Here is a 20,159-nt window from a genome sequence, read left to right on the forward strand (position 1 = left end):
ATCTAGCAGATCGCAGACACAGCCGCATGGCTATCCCGGGAATGTGACGGAGCTGTGGTCGATGTCACCGGGACGGGACGCCGCAGGGCGATCAGCGAAACGCCGCCTGCATGCCCTGGAAGTAGCCGTCGACGGCCCGCGCCAGGCCCTCGGCGATCTTGTCCCGGAACGGCGCGCTGTGCAGGTTCTTGAGGTCGGTCGAGTTCGACAGGAAGCCGAGCTCGACCAGCACGGACGGCACGTCCGGGGCCTTCAGCACGGCAAATCCCGCGAATCGGTGCGGCCGCTTCAGCAGCGGCGTGACGTCGCTCATCTCCTGCACGACATAGGCGGCCAGCCGCGCCGACAGGTTCTTGGTCCGGCGCTGGGCCAGGTCGATCAGGATGTCGGTGACCTCAGGCGCCTGGTCCGACAGGTCGATCCCGGCGATGATGTCGACCTTGTTCTCGCTGGCGGCCAGCGCCGCGGCCTCGTCGTCGGAAGCGGTCTCCGACAGCGTGTACACCGACAGCCCGCGCAGCGACTTGTCGTCGATCGAATCGGCATGCAGCGACATGAACAGGTCGGCTCCGGCCTTGCGCGCGATCGCGATGCGGTCGCGCAGGCGCACGAACACGTCGCGGTCGCGGGTCATCACCACCTTGTAGCGGCCGGTCTGCTCGAGCCGGCGCGCCAGCGTCCGGGCCGCCGCCAGCACGATATCCTTCTCGTGGTCGCTGTGCCCGAGGGCGCCCGGGTCGACACCGCCGTGCCCCGGGTCGATGACGATGACCCGGCGGGGATCCAGGTTGCGGCCCGGCGCCGGGGCTGCGCCCGGCGCCTCGATGGACGGCGCCCGCAGCGCCACGCGCTTGGCGACCGACTCGTTGGACGACGCCAGGAACGAGTCGCGGTCGGTCGGCACCAGATCGACCACCAGCCGGTGGCCGTTGCTGCCGGAGGGCGGCAGGATGAACGAGGACTTCACCGCCATCGGCGAGGACGCGTCGATCACCACCCGCGAGGTGCCCGGCTCGAACAGCCCGTAGCGCCAGCCGGTGATCGCACCGACCCTTCGGGAATGGCCGTCTTCCGGCAGATCGAAGCTGACCTGCGGCAGATCGATCACCACCCGGTAAGGATCCGGCAGCTGGAAGATGAAGAAATCGATGCGATCGCTGAGATCGAGAACGAACCGGACCTTGTCGGGGTGCAGGCCGACGCGCAGGTCGGTCACCCCCGGAGCGGCCCGCGCCGGCGAGGCGAGCATCGTGGCCGCGAGACATGCCGCGACCGCGAACACCGCGAGAATCCGGCCGACAACCGCCACCCGTCCGCTCCTCCGTCTGAAACTCGCCGCATTCTAATCGATACAAACCGCTCGACGCAACGAAAAGAGTTCAGTTTCATTGGATTAACGGATGTCCTTTCGAACGCACTTCAACCGGCGGCCATGGCCGCATCGGACCGGCGCGGCTGGCGGCTTTGCGGCGACCGCGAAAGAAAACATTGTTCGCATGCACGCGTAACAGTATGTTGAGTCCGCTTCGGCAGGCTGCGAGACCTGGGTTGCCCACCCACAACAGGTGACCTGGCGGGTTGGTCGGGACACGGAGCGACCGAGAGATCTTTTCGAACACCGTCTGGACGGCTTGGCCGTTCGGCCGGCGCAGGGCCAAACCACGTGACACCTGCACTTCCGAGCGGAATGGCGACGGCCTCAACCCCGTCGCCCGCGCCGAAACCGACGAGCCTGATCGATCTCGATCTCGGCGCGCGGAACGGTGCGCGTGTTCCGGTTCGGACCCGGCATGCCGCCGGAACGCCTTCAACCCTATGCACCGCGCCCGCGGCCGCGCGTTCACGCGCCGCCGCGCCCCTCCGCCCCGGGTTCATTCGCCCCGGGCGGCGGCGCGCCACGGAGATTCGCGTCAATGACCAAACGCATGCTCATCGATGCCACCCACCCGGAAGAGACCCGGGTCGTGGTGGTCGACGGGAACCGCCTCGAAGACTTCGACTTCGAAACCGCGACCAAGAAGCAGCTCAAGGGTAACATCTACCTCGCCCGGGTCACCCGGGTGGAGCCGTCGCTGCAGGCCGCCTTCGTAGAGTATGGCGGCAATCGTCACGGGTTCCTGGCGTTCTCGGAGATTCATCCGGACTACTACCGCATCCCGATCGAGGATCGCGAGGCGCTGCTGCGCGAGGAAAGGGCGCGCGCCTCGGAGGAGCTCGACGAGGACGTCGATGAACCCGAGGTTCCGGACGAGCCGGCGGAGTCCGCCGACGGCGGCGAGGCCGCCGGCGAGGCGCAGGACCGCCCCGAGACGGTCGGCGGCGATCCGGTCGAGGAGGTTCGGCGCAAGCGCAAGTCGCACGTCAACCGGCGCTACAAGATCCAGGAAGTGGTGGCCCGCCGGCAGATCATGCTGGTGCAGGTCGTCAAGGAGGAGCGCGGCAACAAGGGTGCGGCGCTGACCACCTACCTGTCATTGGCCGGCCGCTACTGCGTGCTGATGCCGAACACCGCCCGCGGCGGCGGCGTCAGCCGCAAGATCACCCATGCCGGCGACCGCAAGCGTCTGAAGCAGATCGTCGAGGGCCTGGACGTGCCGGACGGCATGGCGGTGATCGTGCGGACCGCCGGCAGCGAGCGCACCAAGACCGAGATCAAGCGCGACTACGAGTATCTGCTGCGGCTGTGGGACGACATCCGCGAGACCACGCTGAAATCGACCGCGCCGTGCCTGATCTACGAGGAAGCCAACCTCATCAAGCGCTCGATCCGCGACCTCTACGCCCGCGATATCGACGAGGTCCAGGTCGAGGGCGAGGACGGCTACCGGATCGCCAAGGACTTCATGAAGGCCCTGGTGCCGAGCCACGCCAAGCGCGTGCAGCCGTACCGCGACCCGCACACCCCGCTGCTGCACCGCTTCCAGGTGGAGAGTCAGCTCGACGCCATCCACAGCCCGGTCGTGGAGCTGAAGTCCGGCGGCTACATCGTGCTGAACCAGACCGAGGCGCTGGTCGCGATCGACGTCAACTCGGGCCGCGCCACCAGCGAGCGGAACATCGAGGAGACCGCCCTCAAGACCAACATGGAGGCGGCCGACGAGGTGGCCCGCCAGCTGCGGCTGCGCGACCTCGCCGGGCTCATCGTGATCGACTTCATCGACATGGAGGAGTCGCGCAACCAGCATGCGGTCGAACGCCGCATGAAGGAGGCGATGAAGTCCGACCGGGCGCGCATCCAGATCGGGCGGATCAGCCATTTCGGCCTGATGGAGCTGTCGCGCCAGCGGCTGCGCCCGTCGCTGTTCGAGGCCAGCACCCAGGTCTGCCCGCACTGCAAGGGCACCGGCCATGTGCGCTCGACCGAATCCTCGGCCCTGCACGTGCTGCGGGTCATCGAGGAGGAAGGGCTGCGTAACCGCTCTGCCGAACTGGTGGTCTACGTGCCGGCGAGCATCGCCCTCTACATCCTCAACCACAAGCGCGAGCGGCTGGCCGAGATCGAGCAGCGCTACGGCTTCACCGTCATGCTCGAGCAGGACGAGTCGCTGACCCCGCCGGATCACCGGATGGACCGTCGCCGGCCGAAGACCGCCGAGGAGCGCGCCGCGTTCCAGAGCGCCGCATCGGCCCTGCCGCCGCCGGTGGTCGAGGAGGACGACGATCTGGTCGACGAGGTCGACGAGGACGAGGACGAGCGGCCTGCCGGCGACCGGAGCGCCGCCGCCGAGCGGTCGTCGGGCGACGACGAGCGCGGGGGCCGGCGGTCGCGCCGACGCCGGCGCGGCGGTCGCCGCCGCGGCGGTGAGGGCGCCGAGGACCGCGCGGCCGAGGACCGTCCGCTCGAGGACCGGCCGATGGAGGCCGGTTCCGAGGACGACGAGGGCGACGCCGATCAGGCCGAGCATCCGGGCAGCGACGAGCGGGCCGGCGAGTCCGAGGAGGACGAGAACGCCCGCAAGCGGCGTCGGCGCGGACGGCGCGGCGGCCGTCGCCGGTCGCGGCGGCGCGAGGACGAGACCTCGACGGGCGAGTCCGAGTCCGGTGAGGCCGGGTCCGACGAGACCGACTCCGACGAGCCGGACGGCGACCGGGACGAGGGCGAGGCGACCGATGCCGGCGAGACGGAGCGGCAGGACGCCGAGCCGGTTGCCGCCGCCGGGAGCGAGGCCGCCCCCGAGCCGGTGATCGAAGCGGTGGCCGAGCCCGTGACCGAGCCGGCGACTGAGATCGCCGAACCGCCGGTGACGGCGGCCGCGGTCGAGGCGACGCCGGCCGAGGCGGTTGCCGAGGCTCCGGCCGAGGTGGCCGAGAAGCCGGCGAAGCCGAAGCGCGCACCGCGTCGCCGCAAGAAGGTCGAGGCGGAGGAGCCCGCCGCCGCCGAGCCGGTCACCGAGGCCGCGCCGGAACCGGCGGCTGTCGAGGAGGCGGCTGCTCCGGCCGAGGCTGCCGCGGTCGAGGATCGCCCGATCACCGGCCAGGAAGGTCACGACCAGACCGTCGGGACCGAAGCCGACTCCACGGTCGAGGAGCCGGACGTGGCATCGTCGCCGGTCGCCGTGAAGACCATCGACGCCCCGGTCGAGAAGCCGAAGAAGGGCTGGTGGCGCCGCTAGAGCAGATCGCGATCGGATGGGATCATCCGGTCGCGTGAATCTGCTCTAGATACAAATGATTAGAGACTGATTCACCGATCGAATCGATTCGATGCGATCGGATCAGGCTCTAGGACACGGTTCGCATTTGCGGATACGAGAACCCCGGCCGGATGCCTCCGGCCGGGGTTTTTCGTGCGGGCTGCTCGCCCGATGCCGGGGAACGCGGCCGCTCAGCGCAGCCAGTCGCCGATGCGGCGGCAGGCTTCGACCATGGTGTCGGTCGATCCGGCGAACGAGAACCGGATCGTGGCGTGCCCGCGCGACGGATCGAAGTCGACCCCGGGCGTGCAGGCGACGCCGGTCTCGGCCAGCAGCCGGCGGCAGAACTCGACGCTGTCGTTGGTGTGGGCCGCGACGTTGGCATAGACGTAGAACGCACCGTCGGCCGGCGCCAGGTCGCCGAGACCCGCCTTCGGCAGCTCGTTCAGCAGGACCTCGCGGTTGGCGGCATAGCGCACCAGGTTGGCCTGCAGCTCGTCCTCGCAGTCGAAGGCCGCCTCGGCAGCGATCTGCGACAGGGTCGGGGCCGAGATGAAGAAGTTCTGCGCCAGGCACTCGACCGAGCGCAGCAGGTCCGGCGGCACCACCATCCAGCCGATCCGCCAGCCGGTCATCGAGTAGTATTTCGAGAAGCTGTTGATCACCACCGCGTCCGGGTCGGCCTCCAGCGCCGTCACCGGCCGCATGCCGTAGCCGATGCCGTGGTAGATCTCGTCCGACACCAGCCGCACGCCCTGCTCCCGGCACCAGCCGGCGAGCCGGCCCATGGCCGGGCCGTCCAGCATGGTTCCGGTCGGATTCGACGGGCTGGCGACGATCACGCCGTCGATCCGGCCGGCGGCCGCCAGCCGCTCCACGGTCGGCTGGTAGCGGTCGGCCCGCTCGGTCGGCAGGTCGACGACCTCGATGTTCAGGGCCTGCAGGATGTTGCGGTAGGCGGGATAGCCGGGCGATGCCAGCGCCACCCGGGCGCCGGCCTCGAACGCCGCCAGGAAGGCGAGCTGGAAGCCGGCCGACGAGCCGGTGGTGACCGCGATCCGCTCGGCCGGCACCGTCAAGCCGTAGGCGTCGCGGTAGTGCCGGGCGATGCGCTCGCGCAGGCTCGCGATGCCGAGTGCCACCGTGTAGCCGATGCGGTCGGACTCGAGCGCGCGCCGCGCCGCCTCCAGCACCCCCTTGGGTGCCGGCGTCGAGGGCTGCCCGACCTCCAGGTGCAGGACGTCGCCGCCGGCCGCCTCGCGGGCCGCCGCCGCCGACATGACGTCCATCACGATGAACGGGGCGACCTGCCCCCGGGTCGAGGGGCGGAGGCGGGGATGGCTCGGGGTCATGGCATCACTTCCCGCGCTCGAAGAACCCCAGCCCGCGCGATCGCGGATCGACCGCGGCCTCGCAGCGCAGCTCGCGTCGCGGAATGCCCTCGACGCAGCGGAACCCGCTGACCCGCCCGAGTTCGGCCTGCTCGCCCAGCTTGTAGCCGACGGCCTCGAGCGCGCGGCGCTGCTCGGCCGGCACGGTCGGCTCGGCGACCAGGGTATCGCTGCCCCCGGCATAGTGGGTGCGCGGTGCGGCGATCGTCACGTCCAGGTGCTCATTCAGCTCCCAGTGGTCGAGCGCGCCGGCCAGCAGCGCCGACAGTGCCGGGCGCCCGCCGGAGCCGGCCATGGCGAGGTGCAGCTGGCCGGTGTTGGTGTTGCCGACCACCAGCGCCGCCGCGCCCGGTCCGTCGCCGCCGGTCGTCGCCGGCCGGCCGAGCAGGAAGCCGAAACCGGGCGCCATCCTGCCGGTTCCGAACGGCGCGCCCAGGCCGACGGCGCAGCCGACCGCCATGCCGGACCGGTCGACCATGTAGAAGCCGGTGGCACCGGACCGTCCGGCGCCGGTCTCGCCCAGCGTGTCCGCCAGCCGGGCCCGCGAGGACAGCAGGCCGCGGCGCTGCGGGTCGTAGCCGGCCATGGCGTCCTCGGCCGCGTCGCCGGTCAGCGAACGCGTGCCCGTCGCCACCACCCCGCTCGCCCGGCTCATCGCCTCGGCCAGCAGGTGCCGGCGCTGGGCGGCGTCGCCGTCCTCCCAGTCGGCGCCGTCGAAGGCCAGCGCCAGTGTCACCTCGGCCAGGGCGGTGTCGCGCGGATCCTGGCCGGCCGCCGCCCACAGATGGTTGTCGTGCTCCAGGCCCTGCACAGTGGACCACTTCGGCAGGGCGTCGCGCAGCAGCGCCGGGTCGACGGCGAAGCCGGCGCGCGCCGCCGCCTCGACGAAGTCCCGGGACATCGGCCCGGCATACAGCGCGCCGATGCCCTCGCCCCGCAGCCGGCCGAGCGTGGCCGACAGGTCGAGCTGGACCAGGCTGTCCTGCTGGCCGACCGGCCGACCGCCCGGCAAAAACACCCGGGCCGCCGCCGGATCGCCCTTGAGCGCCGCACCGTCCGCCGCGAGGTCGATCGCCAGCGCCCGACTCACCGGCTCGCCGAAGCGCGCGAGCCGCTCGGCCGCGATCAGCAGCTCCTCGAACTTGGTACGGCCGTAGCGCGCGTTCAGCGCGAACATCGCCCGCGGCCCGCTCGGCAGCGCTACCGTCGGGCCGCCGGCCGATGCCGGCGTCGGGTAGAACTCCAGGCGCTCGAAGCGTGGCGCCTTGGCCGGCTCGAACACGACGCAGGATCCGGTGGCGCCGAGCCCGCCGGACGACGGCAGGGTGGCGGCCAGCGCGAAATAGGCGATCACCGCCGCGTCCGCGGCACTTCCGCCGTTGACCAGCACGTCGCGCGCCAGCAGCGCCGCCCTCGGCTCCTCGACCGCCATGGACCCGAAGAATCCCTCAGGCACGTCCCGGGTGTCATTGCCGGCGCAGCCGCCGAGGGCGACCACCGCGATTGCGGCCATCGCCATGCTGATGACACGATCCCGCACAAGGATGCGATTTTGGGCGGCGCGGGTTTGCTGACATACAGGCCGGCGGTAAGGTGCCCCGGCAATGAGGCGGGCAATCATGGACATGCGCGGAACCGGTCGGTGGATATTGAGTGTCGCGGTCGCGGCATTACTGGCCTTCTCGAGTTCCTCGGCGGCATACGCCCAGGGCCGCAGTCTCATCCGCGACGCGGAAATCGAAGCTACCATCCGGGATTTCGCGACGCCACTGTTCCACGCGGCCGGCCTCGACCCGGACGCGATCGACATCTACATCGTCAAGGACGACAGCCTGAACGCCTTCGTGGCGGGCGGCCAGAACCTGTTCATCCACACCGGCCTGCTGATCCGGACCCGAGACCCGCTGGAACTGATCGGGGTGATCGCCCACGAGACCGGCCACATCGCCGGCGGCCATCTGGCGCGGACCGCCGACGCCATCGCCTCGGCCTCCAACATGGCGCTGGTCGCGACCATCCTCGGGCTCGCCGCCGGAATCGCCGCCGGCAATGCCGGCGCCGGGGCGGCGATCGCGCTCGGCGGCAGCAACACGGCGCAGCGCTCCTTCCTGGAGTACAGCCGGACCCAGGAGTCGGCCGCCGACCAGGCCGCCCTCACCTATCTCGACCAGACCGGGCAGTCGTCCAAGGGCCTCGACGAGTTCCTGCGCACCCTGTCGGGCCAGGAGCTGCTCTCCGCCGGCCGGCGCGATCCCTATCTGAATACCCATCCGATGAGCCAGGACCGGATCGCGGCGGTCGGAGCGCACATGGACCGATCGGAGTATCGCGACCGCCCTGCCACCGAGGACCAGATCCGCCGGCACGCCCGGATGGTCGCCAAGCTCTACGCCTTCCTGAAGCCGCCGGCGCAGACCTTCCGCAAGTACCCGGAAGCCGACACCAGCGTGCCGGCGCGCTATGCCCGCGCGGTGGCCTACTACGATCAGCTGCACGAGTTGGACAAGGGTCTGGAGATCGTCCGCGGGCTCATCAAGGAGTTCCCCGACGATCCGTACTTCCACGAGCTCGAGGGTCAGATCCTGTTCGAGAACGGCCGCCCGGCCGAGGCGCTGCCCGGGTACGAGGCGGCGCATCGCCTGGATCCGAAGAGCGGGCAGATCGAGATCCTGCTGGCGCGTTGCCTGCTGGCGCTCAACACGCCGGAAGCCGACCAGCGCGCCCTGCGGCACATGGAATCGGCGATCCAGACCGAGGACGACTGGTCGTCGGCCTGGCGCGAGCTGGCGATCGCCTACGGCCGCGTCGGCCGGCTCGGCGACAGCGCCCTGGCGCTGGCCGAGCAGTTCGCCCGCCAGGGCAAGTGGCGCGAAGCCGAAGGCCAGGCCAAGCGCGCCCAGGCCCAGCTGCCCAAAGGCTCGCCGGCGGCGCTGCGCGCGCTCGACGTCGAAGAGCAGGCCCGGCGCGAATACGAGAGACAGAAGAACGGATGACCGCCTCCCAGCTCCGGTCCCCCAGCGGGACCGCCCCGAACCGGAGAACCCACACGATGCCTTTCGCCCGCCGTCTGTCCGCCGCCGCGCTCCTGGCGGTCGGCCTCGCCACCGCCGGCCCGCTGGTCCGGCCGGCCGCCGCCGAACCCTTCACGCCCGAGCAGAAGGCGGCGATCGAGGCGATCGTCCAGGACTACATCGCACGCAACCCCGAGCTGGTGCTGGAGGCGATCGCCGCGATCGAGGCCAGGCAGAAGACCGAGAAGGAGCAGGCCGCGCAGGCTGCCCTGACCGCGCATCGCAACGTGCTGGAACGCAACCCCGCGGACCCGGTGCTCGGCAATCCCGACGGCGATGTCACCATCGTCGAGTTCTTCGACTACCAGTGCGGCTACTGCAAGACCATGGTCGGGCCGATGCGCGAGCTGGTGAACGGCGACGGCAAGGTCCGCTGGGTGATGAAGGAGTTCCCGATCCTCGGCCCGGAGTCGATGGTGGCGGCGCGCGCCTCGCTGGCGGCCAAGCGCCAGGACAAGTACGAGGCCTTCCACTTCACGCTGATGGGCGTGCGCGGCCGATTGAGCGAGGCCGCGATCTGGCAGGCGGCGGCCGAGACCGGCCTCGACCTCGAGCGCCTTCGCAAGGACATGGCGGATCCCGACATCGAGGCCCAGATCAACGCCAACTACCAGCTCGCCCAGGCGCTGCGGATCGAGGGCACGCCGGCCTTCACGATCGGCAGCACCCTGATCCCGGGCGCCGCCCCGAAGGAGCACCTGGCCGAGTTGCTGAAGAAGGTCCGCGAAGGCAAGGGCTGACGCGGGTCAGGCCTGATTGACCGGGCCTTCCGACTGCCCGGCGTAGACCACGCCCGTCACCACCAGCACCGCCATCACCGTGGCGAACACCAGCCGGTAGCCGGTCTCAGGCGTGCCGCCGGCCACCTGCACCATGTCGATCAGCGCGCCGGTGCCGGTCTGCAGCACGAACACCCCGGTCAGCCCCATCAGGCTGATGCAGGTGATCGCCCGGCCGGCCCGCCGCTGCGGCACGAAGCGCCGGGCATGGGCGGCCAGGATGACGAACAGCGGCGCCGCGCAGCTGAACACGAACAGCAGCAGCCCCGCGACCGGCAGGGGGGCCGCCGGCCAGGCCGCCAGCACGCCGAGGCACACCACCTCGATCGCCACGCCGGTCAGCACCACACGCCGCCGCGACCGGGCGATCCGGTCGAGCACGCCGTAGCCGTAGGTGCCCAGATGCAGGGCGATCACCAGCAGCAGCAGGGCGATCGACGCCTCGGCACGGCTGAGGCCCTGGACCTCGGCGAAATACGGGCCGGCCCACAGCCCGCCGATGGTCATGAACGGGGCGGTGAAGCAGATGCCCATGACGAAGATGCGTCGCAGCTCCGGCATCCGCATGACCTCGAACAGCCCGCGGATCGATTCGCCAAGGGTCTCGCGCGGTCCGGTCTCGCCGCCGCCGGCCGCCGCCACCGGCCCGTCGCGCACCAGCAGCCGGATCGCCACCATCAGCAGCGCGGTCATGGCCGCCAGCGCCAGGAAACTGCCCTGAATCCCGATGTGCTCCAGCGCCATCGCCAGCGGCGTGGTGGCCAGCACGCCGCCGATGCCGCCGGCCACCCCGACCAGGGTGGCGGTCGCCTGGCCGACCCGGTCGGACGGCGCCCAGCCCATGGCGATCAGGTAGACCGCGGTGATGATGCCGCCGTGGCCCAGCCCGATCGCTACCCGGCCGGCGACCAGCGACCAGGTCTCGGTCGCCAGCGCGAACACCACGATCCCGGCGAGCGCCACCAGCCCGGACACCAGCAGGGTCCGGGTCGGGCCGATCCGGTCGAACAGGATCCCGGTCGGCAGCTGGGCCGCCGCCGAGGCGAAGAACATCGCGCCCATGACCGTGCCGATGTCGGTCGGCGACAGCCCGCGCTCCGCCCCGAGATAGCCCGCCAGCACGCCGCCGCCGGAGCGGTTGACCTGCACGAACACGAAGAACACGCCGAGGATCAGCAGGATCCGCCGCAGGCCGCGGCGGCGGTCGGCCCGCTCGGCTTCCGTCAGGCCGTCACTCATCGGGGGGTCTCACTCGGCGTCGGGCTGGCGCGACGGATGGGCGGCCTGGAACGCCGGCAGGGCGTCGCAGGCCTCCGCGATGCGCCGGATCGTCGGATACGGCGCCAGGTCGAGGGCGTGGCGCTGGCTGTTGACGACCTGCGGCACCAGGCAGACGTCGGCCAGGCCGGGGGCGTCGCCGTGGCAGAACCGGCCGGTGCGCGGGTCGTCCGCCAGCATCCGCTCGAGCGCGCCGAATCCCTCGGCGATCCAATGATTGTACCAGGCGACCATGGCGTCCTGGGAGCAGCCGAGCGGACCCTGGACGTACTTCAGCACCCGCAGATTGTTGATCGGGTGGATGTCGCAGGCGACCGCCGCGGCCAGCGCCCTTACCCGCGCCCGGTCGACTGGCAATCCGGGCAGCAGCCGCGGCGTGTCGGGGTAGGCCTCGTCGAGATACTCCAGGATCGCCGGCGACTGGGTCAGCACGGCGTCGCCGTCGACCAGGGCCGGCACCATGCCCTGCGGGTTCAGCGCCAGGAACGCCTCGGCCCGCTGCTCGCCCTTGCGCAGATGCACCGACACCGGTTCGTAGTCGAGGCCCTTCAGGTTCAGCGCGATCCGCACCCGGTAGGCGGCGGACGAGCGGAAATAGCCGTGCAGGACGCGGGTCATCGGGAGTCCCTCGGGGTGGTTTCCTCGGATCGGTGCGGCGGCGGGCCGTCTTGGCGCCAGACTAGCGCAAATTCGCCGGTCCGGCACAACGGGGCGCAGCAAGCAGAACCCCGGACGAAGCGCCCTTTCGGGGTTGACTCGACAGCGGCACGGATTGATAGGTAAACGTATTGATACTTCGTATATCGATTAAGTTCAACTGATGGCATTGGCATGAGCGTCACCCTGAAGCCATGGATGCACGACCTTCGGGACACCAGTGCGCCGGTCTTCATCGGGGCACCCGTGGGGCGCAGCGGCACGACCGCCCTGCAGCGCCTGCTCTCGACCGACCCCTCCATCGCGGTCTACGCCGAAGACAACACGCTCATCAACACAGCCGTGATGGCCGCGACCGGGCTCAGAGAGCTCGCACATCGCCGGGACGATCACGTGCGGCGGCGCAGCAGGATTCGCGACAACACATGGCATCAGGCCGTCCTGCCCCACCCGGATGCCTATATGCATGTCCACCTCGAGACGATCTACGGCCTACTCGGCTTGTACCAGCGCGATGCCGAGGAACTCGGGAGCCGGCGATGGGGGATGAAGCGGCCGCTACGGTCGGTCTCGGATCTTCTGCTCTTCAAGCACTTCCTGCCCGAGACCAGGGTCATCTACGTCATCCGGGACATCAAGGATTGCCTTCGGTCGTACAAATCCTACGTCGACGGCCGCCAGCACGATCTCGGGGCGGTTGCGGCGACCTGGGTCCGAAACATCCGCGATTGGCGGAAATACCGGGATCGCTGCCTGGCGATCGACTTTCGCCGGCTCGCTTCGGAACCCGAGAGCGTCAGCCGTGAAGTCGCCGAGTATCTCGCCCTGAGGCTCGACAGCTCGCCGCTGGACCTGCAGATAAACACCGCTTCCGGGTACGTTCCGCCTGCCGACCTGACCAACGAGGAACTGAACCTGGTCCGAGAGGCTCGGGCCGCAGCGCAATGGCACGGATCGGTCGAGGAGGATTAGCCCCGCACCACCGGGAAGTCCTCGCCGCGCAGCGGGTCGCCATGCGCCAGCGTGACCTCCGGGAACGGCGGCGACACCTCGCCCTGGCGGCGCGCGAAGGTCACGTCGTCGCCGCAGTAGCGGGCCGCGAAGGCCCGGCGGCGGGAACCGCTCTGCAGGTTGCCTGGCGCGCCGTGCACGGTCAGGAACGAGAACGCGACGGCGTCGCCGGGCTCCAGGTCCCAGCCGAGGATCCGGTAGTCGTCGCGCTTCGCATCGATGTCCGGCAGCGGCTCCAGGTCGGGGTCGGCCCGGTCGTAGGCCTGGCCCTTGAACTTGGTCGGCATGAACCGCCTGCCCCAGTCGTGCGAGCCGGCCACGAACTCGACGCAGGTCGCACGCGGCACCGGGTCGAGCGGGACCCACAGCGACACCGTCTGCCGGCCCTCGACGCAGTAGTAGGGCAGGTCGTGGTGCCAGGGCGTACGCTCCTCGGTGGCCGGCTCCTTGACCAGCACATGCTCGTGGAACAGCACCACGGTGCGCGACCCCATGAGCTCGGCCGCCAGCTCCGGGGCCGGCGAGTTCTTCAGGAAGTCCTCGTATTCCGGGATGCGCCGCCAGTTGCAGTAGTCGCCGAAGAAGCCGCCGGGCTTGCCCTCGGGCGTGTAGCCCTTCGCATAGGGTCCGGGCTCGGCCATGTTGCGGGCCACCCCGTCGCGCAGCGCCGCCACCCATTCGGGCCCGAACACCCCGCGCAGCGCGACCGCCCCGTCGCGCCGGAAAGCCTTGACCGTGGCGGCGTCGAGCCGTGTCGCGTCCTGAACCGTCATGCCATTCCTCCGCCGAACGTCGCGGCAATCGTAGCCGGGCCGCCGGCCGCCGTCACTGCCGACGGAGCCGGACCGAAGCTGCCGCTTCCACGATCCGGCTTTGCAATCGCCGGGGCTGCTGGCAGTGTCCGGGCGGACATCCCGCGGGCGGCTCCCGCGGTCGATCGACGGACGGCCGGAGCGGATACCAAGCCCCATGCAGATCGAGCAGGCCGAGACCCTCTGGGGACCGATGTACGTGTTCGGCAACGACACCGGGGTGTCGCAGGCGCTGCGCGACTTCGGCGAATACGGGGCCGTCGAGGTCGCCACCTATCTGCGGCTGCTGGAGCCGGGCGACGTGTTCATCGACGTCGGCGCCAACATCGGCACGATCTCCCGGGCGATCGCGTCGGCCGGCCGCAACCTGACCGTCATCGGTTTCGAGCCGCAGCCCGAGTTCCATCGCCTCGCCTGCGCCAACCTGATCGGCTGCGAGCGGGCGGCCGTCTACCCGCTGGCGGTGTCCGACCGGGCCGGCGAGATCCGGATCAACGAGGTCGACCTCCGGCAGGTCGGCAACTACGGCCATCGCGAAATCGAGGGACAGCGGCCGTCGCGCCGGATGGTGCCGTGCCCGGCGATCCGGCTCGACGAGTTCCTGGTACCGCGCGCGCCGAGGCCACGGCTGGTGAAGATCGACGTCGAGGGCATGGAGGCCGCCGTGCTTCGCGGCCTGAGCGGCCTGGTCCACGAGCGGCTGGTGCTCTCGGTCGAGGCCGACCGCCCGGAGAACGTGCCGGCGATCCTCGACCAGCTCCCCGAATTCGCGCTGTTCGCCGCCTTCTTCCGGATGATCCGCAGCGCCAACCCGAAGTTCGACCCGGAGAACAAGGACTGCCGCAGCCGCCACGTCCAACTGCTCGGCTTCGCCGGTGAGCCGCCGGAGTGGATCCACAGCCCCGGCTACTGGCCGGTCCGCCGGATCGAGGACTTCGAGGCGGCCTGGGCACGCCACATCGCCATTTGAGCGCGCTTCTCCGGCGCGCCGGAAGGACGGCGCGGACGACCGCCGGCGATGCTTCCAACCGGGCGGGATATTCGATAAGAGACCCTTCGACATACGGCAACTCTGCGATCGGTATGCCCTCGTGCTGATAGTTGGTCTGCAATGCGGCCACGATGCCTCTGTGGCCGTGGTGGCGGACGGCAAGATCCTGCTTCACCTGGAGCGAGAGCGGGACAGTCGCGAGCGGCACGCTCACTGGATGTCCGCCGACCTGATTCACGACGCTCTCGCATATTGCGGCCTTACCGCCGCCGACGTGGACCTGTTCGCGCTCTCCGCGACCCAGTCGACCGGCTACGGCACCGATACGCCCGAGCGCCTCAGATTCGACTACGCCTGGCAGACCGCCGAGCAGCTCGGGACGGAAGCGTTCCATCGGCCGCATTTCGAGAGGGCGACCGCGGCGGCGGTCCAGGAGCCCCACGCCGACGAGCCGGCCCTGTCGCGGCTTCGCAACTCGGAATGTCCCGAGATGCCCGACGCCTGGTTGACCGGGCGCGGCATGCTGGCGATCGACGACGTCGACGGCCGGTTGCTCGAACGGCTGTTTTCCTCGCCGGTGCTGGCGTCGTCCCACGCCCTGCCCATGACCGTCACCCTGGACGGCCGGGTCTTTCCGGCAGTCGGCGTGCTGCATCAGGCGGCGCACGCGGCGGCGGCGTTCTTCCAGTCGCCGTTCGGAACGGCACCGGTCCTCGCCTTCGACAACGGCATGCCGATCCGCTCGAAGAGCGGGTTCTACGGCGGCGGAATGCTGTTCTACGGCGACGGCTCGACGATCCGGCCGGTGTGGAGCGCCCCTCTCGCCGCCGGCGTGATCTACAGTCAGTCGAGCCGGAAACTGAACCTCGGCGCGTTCAGCGGTCCCGGCAAGCTGATGGGGCTGTCGGCCTATGGCACTCCCCGGTTCCACGACCCGGCCTTCGTCGGCGACATCGCCGCCCTGGCCGGTCGGTACCTCCACCCGGAACCGGGGAACAGCGTCATCTATGGCTGGCTGAAAGCCGTCGAGGACCGGGCGAACGCCCTCGGGTACCGGTTCGACGGCGAGCCGTTCGGCCCGTTCGGCAAGGACCTGGCCGCCAGCGCCCAGAAGAGCTTCGAGGACCTGGTCCTGTACGCGCTCGACCGCCTGCGCGTCCTGCTCGAGAAGACCGGCCGGATGGGGCCGGAGCTGTGCCTCAGCGGCGGCTGCGCCCTGAACTGCCCGACCAACAGCCGGATCGTCGAGGACACGCCGTTCTCGTCGGTGTTCGTCCCGCCGTCCTGCGACGACGGCGGCCTGTCGATCGGCGCGGCACTCTACCTTCATCACCACATTCTCGGACACGAGCGGACCGGCTCCGCCGACCTTGGCCGGAACATCGCGGCCCTTGGCCGGGCGGCGTCGCCGGCCGCAGTGGCCCGGGCACTCGAGGGCTGCGCCGGGGACTTCCGGATCGACCGCGACGTCGACCTCGCCGAGCGGGCTGCCGAGGATCTGGCGGCCGACCGGGTCGTCGCCCTGTTCCAGGGTCGCAGCGAAAGCGGGCCGCGCGCCCTCGGCCACCGGTCGCTGCTCGCCGATCCGCGCCGCGCCGGGAACTGGGAGCGGGTCAACCACCTGAAGTCCCGGGAACTGTGGCGGCCGTTCGCTCCCGCATGCCTCGCCGAGCGCATGCACCAGCACTTCGAGGGCGGTCCGCAGCACTCCCCCCACATGCTGTTCAACTACCGGGTCAGATCCCGCGATCTCGGCGCGGTGACCCATGTCGACGGATCCGCGCGCGTCCAGACCGTGGCGCCGGGCAGCGGCGCGTTCCGCGATATCCTGGAAGCGTTCGAACGGCGCACGGGCACCCCCGTGGTGCTCAACACGTCGCTGAACGGTCCGGGCGAGCCGATCGTCGAAACCCCGGAACAGGCGATCGACCTGGTCCGGCGTACCGGCATCGACGTGCTCTACATCGAAGGAAACCGCCTCCAGATACGGCGCCCGCCCGAAGGCTGAGGCGCCCCGGCGGACGAGGGAGACCATGCGGACCGACCAGGTCGCGACCCTGTGGGGACCGATGCACGTTTTCCCCAACGACACCGGCGTGTCGCGGGCGCTCGCCGTGTACGGGGAATACGCCGCGGCCGAGGTCGAGGCCTACGGTCGGCTGCTGGCGCCGGGCGAGGTGTTCGTCGACGTCGGCGCCAACATCGGCGCGATTGCGCGCGGCGTCGCGTCGGCCCCGGGCCGGCCGGCGGTCGTCGGTTTCGAGCCGCAGCCGGAGTTCCATCGCCTGGCATGCGCCAACCTGGTCGGCCGGGCCACGGTGTACCCGCTGGCCGTGTCCGACCGGAGCGGCACGCTGTCGGTGAACGAGATCGATCTGTCGCGGGCGGCCAACTACGGCCGGCGCGAGATCGGCGAGGCCCGCCGGTCTCCGCGGCAGGTCCCCTGCCCGACGGTGCGGCTGGACGAGTTCCTGCCGCCGCGGGCACCCCGGCCGCGGCTGGTCAAGATCGACGTCGAGGGCATGGAAGCCGCCGTGCTGCGCGGCCTGCGCGGGCTGATCCACGACCGGCTGGTGGTGTCGGTCGAGGCCGACCGGCGCGAGACGTTGCCGGAGATCCTGGACGAACTGCGGGACTTCACGGTGTTCGCCGCGTTCTTCCGGATGATTCGCGGCGCCAATCCGAAGTTCGACCCGGTGGTCAAGGATTGCCGGATCCGGCACGTCCAGCTGATCGGCTTCGCCGGCCCACCGCCGGACTGGATCCCCTCGCCCGGCTACTGGCCGGTTCGCGGGGTAGAAGACTTCGACGAGATCGCTGCGAAGTACCTCGCCGGGAAGCCGGCGGCGCAATAGGTCGTCACAGGGGTCGGCGACCGGGCGCCGTCGCGCCAGTCCCACCCAGCCCTCTCGACCACCGTCACGCCATGGACCCGCGTTCCCCGGCCATGGCAGTATCCCGACGCGTCGACCGTCTGAAGGCCTGACCCATGCCGAACATCACCGAGGATACGCGGTTTCAGGACTTCATCGCGCGCGCGTCAGAGCCGTTCCGCAAGATCTGCCAGGCCGTCGTGCAGGAACTGCATTACGGCGACCCGGCCAAGGCCTACGCCCTGGTCGACGAGGTGACCCGCACCAAGCGGATGGGGCCGGTCGACCGCCGCTGCATGATCTCGCTGCGCATCGCGTTGCGGGCAGTGGTCAACCTGCGGGCGGCCGGCCTGCCGCCGCGCGTGGACATCGCGCATCACCTCGCCATGGACGGGCCGTCGATCAACGGAATGGCCTTCGAGCGACGGCATATTTCCGACCTGCAGGCGGCTCTGGCGGCGGAAGTGCAGGCCCGGACCGCGACGCCGGCGCCCTGCCCGAACTGCGGGTCGGCCGGGCGCGGGGTGGGATGGGTCAACCTGGTCCGGGAGGGTGGCGTCCCGCACGGCCGGTTCTACATCGATCCCGCCGCGGCGGTGGCGGCCGCGATACCGGACGCGACGGTCGATCCGGAGCACGCCCACCTGATGGTCACGCAACTGCTGCTCGACATGGATGCCCGGGCGCCGGTCCTGGCATGCGAAGGCTGCGGGCTGCGCTTCATGTCCTGGCTGCGCGACGACGCCGTGGACGAGCGCTATCTGGCGCCGCCGTTCAAGGGCTTCGACCTGAACGGCGTGGACACCTTCGGGCGCGCCCATGTGCTGACCCACACCTACTGGAAGGCGGCGCTGCCGCTGTACATCGAGAAGCTGCTCGGCGGCGTCGAGGGACTGGCGATCTACGACTTCGGCTGCGCCGAGGGCGTCATGGCCTCGGTGCTCGCCGATCTCGGGGCGCAGGCCACCGGCAGCGACCTCGACCGCCCCAAGGTCAGCTACGGACGGAACATTCTCGGCCTGTCCCAGCTGTCCGACGACGGCGACTACTTCTGGTCGCTGCCGGACCGCAGCCTGGACTGCCTGTATGCCTCGCACTCGGTCGAGCACGTGCTGCGGGCCGACGAGCTGTTCGACAGGTTCTCGCGAGCCGTGAAGCCCGGCGGCCACCTGGTCGTCGCGGTGCCGTGCACGGCGGTCCGCGAGGGCGGCCGGGTGGGCGAGATGGGCGGCGACCACCTGATCGGCTACGACCGGACGATCCTCGCCGGGTTCTTCCGGCGGCACGGCTTCGAGGTGGTCGACTGCCAGGTCGACGACGGGGCCCTCCCGGCCGACCGGCTGGACCCCCTGCTGCATCTGCCGGACTGGTCGGGCCAACCCTTCGACGTGACCATCGTCGGGCGCCGGCACGCCGCCTGAGCGGCGCGGCCGCCGTCGGGACCGCCACCTTCGGGACCGCCACCCTCGGGACCGCCCCCGGACCGCCGAACCCGGCCGCTCAGCCCTTGAGCACGCCGCGCTTGATCTGGTCCTGCTCGATCGACTCGAACAGGGCGCGGAAGTTGCCCTCGCCGAAGCCCTCGTCGCCCTTGCGCTGGATCAGCTCGAAGAAGATCGGGCCGATCACGGTCTTGGTGAAGATCTGCAGCAGCCGGCCGCCGTCCGCGGTCGGCGCGCCGTCCATCAGGATGCCGCGCGCCTGCAGCGCCGCCACGTCCTCGCCATGGCCCGGCAGGCGGTCGTCCAGCATCTCGTAGTAGGTCGCCGGCGGCGGGTCCATGAAGCCCATGCCGAGGGCCTTCAGGCCGTCCACCGACGCCACGATGTCGGTGCTGCCGAGCGCGATGTGCTGGATGCCCTCGCCCTTGTACTGGTCCAGGTATTCCTGGATCTGGCTCTTGTCGTCGGAGGATTCGTTGATCGGGATGCGGATCTTGCCGCACGGGCTGGTCATCGCCTTCGACTTCAGGCCGGTCAGCTTGCCCTCGATGTCGAAGTAGCGGATCTCCTTGAAGTTGAAGAGCTTCTCGTAGAACTCCGCCCAGGTCTCCATGCGGCCGCGGTGCACGTTGTGGGTCAGGTGGTCGATATAGGTCAGGCCGACGCCCCGGGGCTGCGCCTCCTCGCCGTCGACCGGCACGAAGTCGACGTCGTAGATGGTGCGCTCGCCGTAGCGGTCGACCAGGTAGATCAGGCTGTCGCCGATGCCGTGGATCGCCGGGATGTTCAGTTCCATCGGCCCGACCTTGCCCTCGAACGGCCGGGCGCCCAGCGCGACCGCGCGCTTGAAGGCGGCAGCCGCGTCCCTGACCCGGAAGGCGATCGCGCAGCAGGACGGGCCGTGCACCCTGGCGAAGGCCTGGGCGAAGCTGTCGGGCTCGCCGTTGACCACGAAGTTCACGTCGCCCTGGCGGTAAAGGGTCACGTTCTTCGAACGGTGCCGGGCGACCGGCCGGAAGCCCATCGCGGTGAACAGCCGATCCAGATCGGCGATGTCCGGGGCGGTGTATTCCACGAACTCGAAGCCGTCGGTCGCCATCGGGTTCTCGGCCGTGCCCTGCGGCACCGGCGGGTAGGAGGCAAGAGCCATCGCATCACTCCCTGCGCGACGACGGCGACGCCGGCCGGAAAGCGCACCCAGAGGGCGCGGTCTCGCGCGG

15 protein-coding genes are annotated in these 20,159 nt (G+C 70.4%); 8 read left to right on the forward strand and 7 right to left on the reverse strand.

Features of this window, described 5'->3' with window-relative positions; translation table 11 throughout:
• Window positions 1–91 precede the first annotated feature (91 nt).
• Window positions 92–1,309 (reverse strand): N-acetylmuramoyl-L-alanine amidase, encoded by a 1,218-nt coding sequence (locus RIC31_RS13800; RefSeq protein ID WP_350108348.1) that lies wholly within the window; start codon window positions 1,307–1,309, stop codon window positions 92–94.
• Between the two features lie 604 nt (window positions 1,310–1,913).
• Between RIC31_RS13800 and RIC31_RS13805 the strand changes: the two genes are divergently transcribed.
• On the forward strand, window positions 1,914–4,613 hold the full coding sequence (locus tag RIC31_RS13805; protein ID WP_350108351.1) for an Rne/Rng family ribonuclease: 2,700 nt from the start codon (window positions 1,914–1,916) through the stop codon (window positions 4,611–4,613).
• 212 nt (window positions 4,614–4,825) lie between these two features.
• Here RIC31_RS13805 and RIC31_RS13810 read toward each other — a convergent pair whose 3' ends face one another.
• The gene (locus RIC31_RS13810; RefSeq protein ID WP_350108354.1) at window positions 4,826–5,986 is read right to left on the reverse strand and encodes a pyridoxal phosphate-dependent aminotransferase; all 1,161 of its coding nucleotides are present in this window, start codon (window positions 5,984–5,986) and stop codon (window positions 4,826–4,828) included.
• A gap of 4 nt (window positions 5,987–5,990) precedes the next feature.
• Window positions 5,991–7,544 (reverse strand): gamma-glutamyltransferase, encoded by a 1,554-nt coding sequence (locus RIC31_RS13815; RefSeq protein ID WP_350108357.1) that lies wholly within the window; start codon window positions 7,542–7,544, stop codon window positions 5,991–5,993.
• A gap of 100 nt (window positions 7,545–7,644) precedes the next feature.
• Between RIC31_RS13815 and RIC31_RS13820 the strand changes: the two genes are divergently transcribed.
• Window positions 7,645–9,018 carry a M48 family metalloprotease gene (locus tag RIC31_RS13820; protein WP_350108359.1) on the forward strand — a complete coding sequence of 458 codons (1,374 nt, stop codon included), beginning with the start codon at window positions 7,645–7,647 and terminating at the stop codon, window positions 9,016–9,018.
• Between the two features lie 56 nt (window positions 9,019–9,074).
• Complete coding sequence (locus RIC31_RS13825) at window positions 9,075–9,836, forward strand: DsbA family protein (protein ID WP_350108362.1); 762 nt, start codon at window positions 9,075–9,077, stop codon at window positions 9,834–9,836.
• A gap of 6 nt (window positions 9,837–9,842) precedes the next feature.
• On the opposite strand, the gene RIC31_RS13830 is transcribed toward RIC31_RS13825, so the two are convergent.
• Both RIC31_RS13830 and maiA read right to left on the reverse strand, forming a co-directional pair.
• On the reverse strand, window positions 9,843–11,114 hold the full coding sequence (locus RIC31_RS13830; RefSeq protein WP_350108365.1) for an MFS transporter: 1,272 nt from the start codon (window positions 11,112–11,114) through the stop codon (window positions 9,843–9,845).
• Window positions 11,115–11,123: 9 nt separating this feature from the next.
• Entirely contained in the window at window positions 11,124–11,771 is a 648-nt protein-coding gene (maiA, locus tag RIC31_RS13835; RefSeq protein ID WP_350108368.1) for a maleylacetoacetate isomerase, read from the reverse strand.
• Window positions 11,772–11,984: 213 nt separating this feature from the next.
• Here maiA and RIC31_RS13840 point away from each other — a divergent pair, with 213 nt between their 5' ends.
• Entirely contained in the window at window positions 11,985–12,782 is a 798-nt protein-coding gene (locus RIC31_RS13840; protein WP_350108372.1) for a sulfotransferase family protein, read from the forward strand.
• Here the strand turns inward: RIC31_RS13840 and RIC31_RS13845 are convergent.
• Entirely contained in the window at window positions 12,779–13,594 is an 816-nt protein-coding gene (locus RIC31_RS13845) for a phytanoyl-CoA dioxygenase family protein (protein ID WP_350108375.1), read from the reverse strand. The genes RIC31_RS13840 and RIC31_RS13845 overlap by 4 nt on opposite strands.
• 196 nt (window positions 13,595–13,790) lie before the next feature.
• Here RIC31_RS13845 and RIC31_RS13850 point away from each other — a divergent pair, with 196 nt between their 5' ends.
• The 4 genes from RIC31_RS13850 to RIC31_RS13865 all read left to right on the forward strand — a co-directional run bounded on the left by RIC31_RS13850 (window position 13,791) and on the right by RIC31_RS13865 (window position 18,918).
• A complete protein-coding gene (locus tag RIC31_RS13850; protein WP_350108378.1) occupies window positions 13,791–14,603 on the forward strand; it encodes an FkbM family methyltransferase in 813 nt (270 codons plus the stop codon).
• 160 nt (window positions 14,604–14,763) lie between these two features.
• Window positions 14,764–16,632 (forward strand): carbamoyltransferase C-terminal domain-containing protein, encoded by a 1,869-nt coding sequence (locus RIC31_RS13855; RefSeq protein ID WP_350108381.1) that lies wholly within the window; start codon window positions 14,764–14,766, stop codon window positions 16,630–16,632.
• 25 nt (window positions 16,633–16,657) lie between these two features.
• Complete coding sequence (locus RIC31_RS13860) at window positions 16,658–17,479, forward strand: FkbM family methyltransferase (protein WP_350108384.1); 822 nt, start codon at window positions 16,658–16,660, stop codon at window positions 17,477–17,479.
• A gap of 134 nt (window positions 17,480–17,613) precedes the next feature.
• The gene (locus tag RIC31_RS13865) at window positions 17,614–18,918 is read left to right on the forward strand and encodes a class I SAM-dependent methyltransferase (RefSeq protein ID WP_350108387.1); all 1,305 of its coding nucleotides are present in this window, start codon (window positions 17,614–17,616) and stop codon (window positions 18,916–18,918) included.
• Window positions 18,919–18,997: 79 nt separating this feature from the next.
• On the opposite strand, the gene hppD is transcribed toward RIC31_RS13865, so the two are convergent.
• A complete protein-coding gene (gene hppD / locus RIC31_RS13870; RefSeq protein WP_350108390.1) occupies window positions 18,998–20,089 on the reverse strand; it encodes a 4-hydroxyphenylpyruvate dioxygenase in 1,092 nt (363 codons plus the stop codon).
• Window positions 20,090–20,159: the final 70 nt, after the last annotated feature.

The sequence above is a fragment of the Thalassobaculum sp. genome (genome assembly GCF_040219615.1).
GTDB lineage: Bacteria > Pseudomonadota > Alphaproteobacteria > Thalassobaculales > Thalassobaculaceae > Thalassobaculum_A.

Excerpts from the sequence above, each read along its gene's own strand:
- maiA (WP_350108368.1), bottom strand. The coding sequence starts at position 11,771 with ATGACCCGCGTCCTGCACGGCTATTTCCGCTCGTCCGCCGCCTACCGG.
- RIC31_RS13810 (WP_350108354.1), bottom strand. The coding sequence starts at position 5,986 with ATGACCCCGAGCCATCCCCGCCTCCGCCCCTCGACCCGGGGGCAGGTC.
- RIC31_RS13820 (WP_350108359.1), top strand. The coding sequence starts at position 7,645 with ATGGACATGCGCGGAACCGGTCGGTGGATATTGAGTGTCGCGGTCGCG.
- RIC31_RS13805 (WP_350108351.1), top strand. The coding sequence starts at position 1,914 with ATGACCAAACGCATGCTCATCGATGCCACCCACCCGGAAGAGACCCGG.
- hppD (WP_350108390.1), bottom strand. The coding sequence starts at position 20,089 with ATGGCTCTTGCCTCCTACCCGCCGGTGCCGCAGGGCACGGCCGAGAAC.
- RIC31_RS13825 (WP_350108362.1), top strand. The coding sequence starts at position 9,075 with ATGCCTTTCGCCCGCCGTCTGTCCGCCGCCGCGCTCCTGGCGGTCGGC.
- RIC31_RS13860 (WP_350108384.1), top strand. The coding sequence starts at position 16,658 with ATGCGGACCGACCAGGTCGCGACCCTGTGGGGACCGATGCACGTTTTC.
- RIC31_RS13850 (WP_350108378.1), top strand. The coding sequence starts at position 13,791 with ATGCAGATCGAGCAGGCCGAGACCCTCTGGGGACCGATGTACGTGTTC.
- RIC31_RS13845 (WP_350108375.1), bottom strand. The coding sequence starts at position 13,594 with ATGACGGTTCAGGACGCGACACGGCTCGACGCCGCCACGGTCAAGGCT.
- RIC31_RS13830 (WP_350108365.1), bottom strand. The coding sequence starts at position 11,114 with ATGAGTGACGGCCTGACGGAAGCCGAGCGGGCCGACCGCCGCCGCGGC.
- RIC31_RS13815 (WP_350108357.1), bottom strand. The coding sequence starts at position 7,544 with ATGGCGATGGCCGCAATCGCGGTGGTCGCCCTCGGCGGCTGCGCCGGC.
- RIC31_RS13865 (WP_350108387.1), top strand. The coding sequence starts at position 17,614 with ATGCCGAACATCACCGAGGATACGCGGTTTCAGGACTTCATCGCGCGC.
- RIC31_RS13840 (WP_350108372.1), top strand. The coding sequence starts at position 11,985 with ATGAGCGTCACCCTGAAGCCATGGATGCACGACCTTCGGGACACCAGT.